At 75.3% G+C, this 4,686-nt stretch carries 5 protein-coding genes; 2 read left to right on the top strand and 3 right to left on the bottom strand.

What is annotated here, in order from left to right; translation table 11 throughout:
* Window positions 1-105 precede the first annotated feature (105 nt).
* Both Q0112_RS13880 and Q0112_RS13875 read right to left on the bottom strand, forming a co-directional pair.
* Window positions 106-645 carry a DedA family protein gene (locus Q0112_RS13880; RefSeq protein ID WP_297976248.1) on the bottom strand — a complete coding sequence of 180 codons (540 nt, stop codon included), beginning with the start codon at window positions 643-645 and terminating at the stop codon, window positions 106-108.
* A gap of 72 nt (window positions 646-717) precedes the next feature.
* Window positions 718-2,034 carry an NAD(P)-dependent oxidoreductase gene (locus Q0112_RS13875; protein ID WP_297976246.1) on the bottom strand — a complete coding sequence of 439 codons (1,317 nt, stop codon included), beginning with the start codon at window positions 2,032-2,034 and terminating at the stop codon, window positions 718-720.
* 166 nt (window positions 2,035-2,200) lie between these two features.
* Here Q0112_RS13875 and Q0112_RS13870 point away from each other — a divergent pair, with 166 nt between their 5' ends.
* Complete coding sequence (locus Q0112_RS13870; protein WP_297976244.1) at window positions 2,201-2,698, top strand: hypothetical protein; 498 nt, start codon at window positions 2,201-2,203, stop codon at window positions 2,696-2,698.
* A gap of 144 nt (window positions 2,699-2,842) precedes the next feature.
* Here Q0112_RS13870 and Q0112_RS13865 read toward each other — a convergent pair whose 3' ends face one another.
* On the bottom strand, window positions 2,843-3,694 hold the full coding sequence (locus tag Q0112_RS13865; RefSeq protein ID WP_297976242.1) for a c-type cytochrome: 852 nt from the start codon (window positions 3,692-3,694) through the stop codon (window positions 2,843-2,845).
* Between the two features lie 236 nt (window positions 3,695-3,930).
* Between Q0112_RS13865 and Q0112_RS13860 the strand changes: the two genes are divergently transcribed.
* On the top strand, window positions 3,931-4,686 hold a 756-nt coding region (locus Q0112_RS13860; protein WP_367278475.1), incomplete at its 3' end, for a ParB/RepB/Spo0J family partition protein.

Raw genomic sequence — 4,686 nt, 5'->3', positions numbered from 1 at the left:
CGACCCGGCGGGCGAGAAGCGCCCGCCTGGGGGCGGGGCGGGCGCTGCCCGAGGCCAGGGCCTCGGGCGGGACAAATGGGGAGGGCACCCCTCTTCCTTCGCCGCTCAGGCGCCGAACAGCCCCCGCCAGACGTGGCCGATGACGTTGCCGCCCACCTCCCCGGCCTTCGGGATGGCATAGGCCCAGATCAGCACCCCCGGCACGTTGGCGAGCTGGAAACCGGCCAGAGACATCGAGGAGACCCCGGCCACCAGGAAGGCCACCGCCCGGAGCGGCCCGAAGAAATGCGCGACGAAGATCGCCCCGCCGCCCCAGCGGCGGAAGGCCAGCGTGCCGCGCTCGACCAGCGCCGGCTCGCGCGAGAAGGGCCAGACCGCCAGCATCCGGTCGCCGTAGCGCCGCCCGAGCCACCAGGAGAAGGTCGAGCCGACCAGCGCGCCCAGCACCGCCCCGATCCAGATCGGCACGAAGTGCAGCGCCCCGGTGGCGATCAGCCCGCCCACCCCGACCAGGATCGCCGTCGAGGGAATGGCGATCGAGACGAAGGCGACCGTCTCGCCCAGCGCCAGGGCGAAGGCGAGATAGGGCGCCCAATGCTGGTGCGCCGCCAGGAAGTCGACGATCGCCCCGTAGAGCGGCTCCATGCGCACTCCTCTCCCGCGCCTGCCGCGCAGGTAACCACTCGCGGCCCGGGACGCAATGCCGCAGCGCGCACATCACGCGGCCATGAGCGCCGCGTGGATGTCGATCGCCGCGTCCCGTCCCTCGGCGACGGCGGTCACCGTCAGGTCGTCGCCCCCGGCGGCGCAGTCCCCGCCGGCCCAGACCCGCGCCAGGCTGGTCCGCCCCGGCCCGGTCACCGCGATCTTGCCGCCCGCGACCGCCAGCCCCTCCGGCACCGGCCCGAGCACCTGCCCGATCGCCGTCAGCACCTGGTCGGCGGCGATCTCGAACCGCTCCTCCCCCGGCACGCCCTCCTCGTCGCTCCGCGCGAAGACCATCCCCGCCGGCACCGTCCCGACCGGCGCCGCATTGGCCAGGATGCGCACCCCGACGCTCGCCGCCAGCTCCTGCTCGTAGCGGCTCGCCGCCATCCGCCCGCGGCCGCGGCGATAGGCGATCGTCACCTCCTCGGCCCCGAGCTTCTTCGCCTGCACCCCGGCGTCGATCGCCGTCATCCCGCCGCCGATCACCACCACCCGCCGCCCGACCGGCAGCGCCGCCAGATCGCGCGCCTGGCGCAGCTCGGCGATGAAGTCGACCGCCGGCCGCACCTCCGGCCCGCCCGACTCCGCGCCGGCCAGCCCCCGCACCCCGCCGAGCCCGATGCCGAGAAAGACCGCGTCGAAGTCCGCGAGCAGCGCGTCGAGCGTCAGGTCGCGCCCGAGCCGCACCCCCTGGCGCAGGCTGATTCCGCCGATCCCGAGCAGCCACTCCACCTCGGCCTGGGCGAAGCCGTCGACCGCCTTGTAGGCGGCGATGCCGAACTCGTTCAGCCCCCCCGCCTTCTCCCGCCCGTCGAGGAGCACCACCTCGTGCCCGAGCATGGCCAGCCGGTGCGCGCAGGCGAGCCCGGCCGGCCCCGCCCCGACCACCGCCACCCGCCGCCCGCTCGACGCAGCGCGGGCGAACGGCTGCCCGCCCCGCGCCATCAGCGCGTCGGTCGCATAGCGCTGCAGCCGCCCGATCTCCACGGGGCGCCCCTCCGCCGCCTCCCGCACGCAGGCCTCCTCGCAGAGCGTCTCGGTCGGGCAGACCCGCGCGCACATCCCCCCGAGCACGTTCTGCGACAGGATGGTCATCGCCGCCGCCTCCGGCACCCCGCTCGCGATCTGCCGGATGAAGAGCGGCACGTCGATCGAGGTCGGGCAGGCCAGCGTGCAGGGCGCGTCGTAGCAGAAATAGCAGCGGTCCGCCGCCACCAGCGCCTCGTGCGCGGTGAAGTTCGGCGCGATGTCGGCGAAATTCTCCGCCAGCGCCTCGCGGCTCAGCCGCCCGCTGACGATGCCGGGCGAATGCGGGCTGGGTGCCATGGACCTCTCCGTCGACCTCTGCGTCGTGCCTGCGCCCCCACGCTCTCACAGCAGGGATTTTTTATCAAATGGTAAAATATCCCCCACGCGCCCCCGCGGCGACCGGTTTGGCAACCGCCCGGCCTTCGGCTAGAAGCGGGCGGGCGCCCTGCGCCGGGAGTGCCGCATGCCTGTCGCCGTCCTCGTCCTCGCGCTCGTCGCCTACGGCGCGGCGCTCGTCGCCTACCCCCGCTTCCGCCCCTGGGGGATCGCGGCCGGCCTCGCCGCCGCCGCCGGCCTCGCCCTCTACTTCACCCGCGAGGCCCCGCCCGAGAGCGAGCGCGCCGGCACCCGCATCGCCCCGGCCGAGCTCACCCTCGACCGGATCGAGGTCACCCCCACCGTCCGCGGCGCCAGCCTCGCCGGCCGCATCGCCAACGGCTCCCCCCGCTACCGCCTGCGCGACGTCACGCTGAAGCTCCGCCTGCGCGACTGCCCGGCCGAGGACACGCCCCCCGAGGCCTGCCCGGTCATCGGCGAATCGACCGCCATCGCCCGCCCCGACGTGCCGCCCGGCCAGATCCGCGCCCTCTCGGCCCACTTCGGCTTCGCCTCCCTGCCCCCGGTCACCGGCACCCCGCGCTGGGACTGGGAGATCACCGCGCTGCGCGCCACCGACGACTGACCCCCCGCACCCGCGAAGCCGCCCCACGCCCGCCAACGCCGCCCGCAAGAAAAGCACGGGCCACGCCTGCCTCCCCCCGGGACAGGCGCGCCCGTGCGCTCGGAGCGCGAAGGCCGGCCCGAAGCCGACCCGCGCGCTCCCCCCTCACCCCTTCGGCCGGTCCGGCAGCGGCGGCAGCGTCCGCAGATAGGCGATCACCGCCGCCAGGTCGTCCGGCGTCATCCGCGCCAGATAGCCATAGGGCATCGGCGGCAGCATCCGCGTCCCGTCCGGCTTCACCCCCTGCGTGATCATCGCCGCCACCTCCGCGTCGCTGTAGTTCGCCAGCCCGTCCTCGCTCGAGGTGAGGTTGGCCGCCACCGACACCCCCCAGGGCCCGGGGAACTCGAACCCGCCCTGCCCGGTCGCGGTCTCGTACATCGGCCCCTCCGGCCCCATCGGCGTATGGCACTCCAGGCAGTGCGCGACCGGCCCGGCCAGATAGGCGCCGTATTCGGCCGTCGGCCCGCGCGGCACGTCCGCGACCTGCCCGACCGGCGGCCCCCAGGCCGGCGGCAGCGGGATGCGGTAGACCGACTTCTCCGTCGCGTGCTCGATGGGCGGCAGTGTGCGCAGGAAGGCGACGACCGCCGCGAGGTCGCTGTCGGACAGCCCCCTGTAGAGGCTGAACGGCATCGGCGGCCCGATCAGGCTGCCGTCCGGCCGCAGCCCCTCGCGGATCGCCTTCGCGAGCTCGGCGTCCGTCCACCCGCCGACCGCGCCCGCCGGCGTGATGTTGGGCGAGACCGCCCGCATCGCCGGCTCGTCCACCACCACCTGCCCGCCGGCGAGCTCGAGCGCCATGTCCGGCCCCTCCGGCCCCTGCGGCGTATGGCAGTTGCCGCACCCCATCGGCCCCCTGACCAGATATTCCCCGCGCTCCGCCGGCGTCTCCGCCCAAGCGCAGACCGCAGCCGAGCAGAGCGCGGCCGCGCAGATCATCCCTCGATATGACATCTGTCCCCCCGCGCCCCGGAACCTGGCGTCGGCTCGAATGCCCGGGGGCGCCCCGCAAGGGACCACCCCCCCCCGCCACCCGTCAATTCCACGCCGCCGCCCCGGAACCCACCCGGCCCCGCCCCGAACCCCGCGCCCGCAGCCGCCTCCCGGGCCCCGCACGCTCCTCCCCCCGCCCCGGCAACACCCCCGCCCGCGCGCTTATCCTCCACGCCGCAACCGCCCGGAGCCCAGCCATGCCCGACATCGCCCGCGTCCCCACCGCCGAGATCGCCGAGGACGCCCTCGCCCGCGACCGCGCCCGCCTCGACCCCGACGCGCTGGCCGAGCTCAAGCACTCGATCCTCGCCACCGGCCTGCGCATGCCGATCGAGCTCTTCGCCCTCCCCGACCCCGCCCCGCACCCGGCCCCGCATCCGGCCCCGCACCCGGCCCCGCATCCGGCCCCACATCCGACTCCCGACTCCCCCACCCCCCGCCGCTGGGGCCTCATCTCCGGCTACCGCCGCCTCGCCGCCGTCCGCGCCCTCTCCGCCGACGGCATCCTCGGCTTCGACACCATCCCCGCCTTCCTCCGCACGCCCGCGACCCTCACCGAGGCGATGACCGCCATGGTCGAGGAAAACGCCATCCGCGCCGACATCTCCCCCTGGGAACAGGCCATGGTCGCCGTCCGCGCCACCCAGACCGGCCTCTTCGACACCACCGAAGCCGCCATCTCCGCCCTCTACCCCCGCTTCAACCACGACAAGCGCAAGCGCCTCCGCGCCGTCGCCCACCTCGCCGAGGACCTCTACGGCGCCCTCACCGCCCCCGAGACCCTCTCCCTCCGCCAGCTCCTCCGCCTCGCCGCCGCCGCCTCCCGCGGCTACACCGACCTCATGCGCCACGCCCTCCTCCACGCCCCGGAGAAGCAGCCCGACGCCCAGTGGCGCCTCCTCCTCCCCATCCTCGCCGAATGCGAGGACCCGACCATCCCCGATCCCCGCCCC

The sequence above is a fragment of the uncultured Amaricoccus sp. genome, assembly GCF_937858865.1.
Classification (GTDB): Bacteria; Pseudomonadota; Alphaproteobacteria; order Rhodobacterales; family Rhodobacteraceae; genus Amaricoccus.
Note: the sequence above shows the minus strand (reverse complement) of the source record. Positions and strands in the feature narration are given on the sequence as shown.

Excerpts from the sequence above, each read along its gene's own strand:
- Q0112_RS13870 (WP_297976244.1), top strand. The coding sequence starts at position 2,201 with ATGCCTGTCGCCGTCCTCGTCCTCGCGCTCGTCGCCTACGGCGCGGCG.
- Q0112_RS13880 (WP_297976248.1), bottom strand. The coding sequence starts at position 645 with ATGGAGCCGCTCTACGGGGCGATCGTCGACTTCCTGGCGGCGCACCAG.
- Q0112_RS13875 (WP_297976246.1), bottom strand. The coding sequence starts at position 2,034 with ATGGCACCCAGCCCGCATTCGCCCGGCATCGTCAGCGGGCGGCTGAGC.
- Q0112_RS13865 (WP_297976242.1), bottom strand. The coding sequence starts at position 3,694 with ATGTCATATCGAGGGATGATCTGCGCGGCCGCGCTCTGCTCGGCTGCG.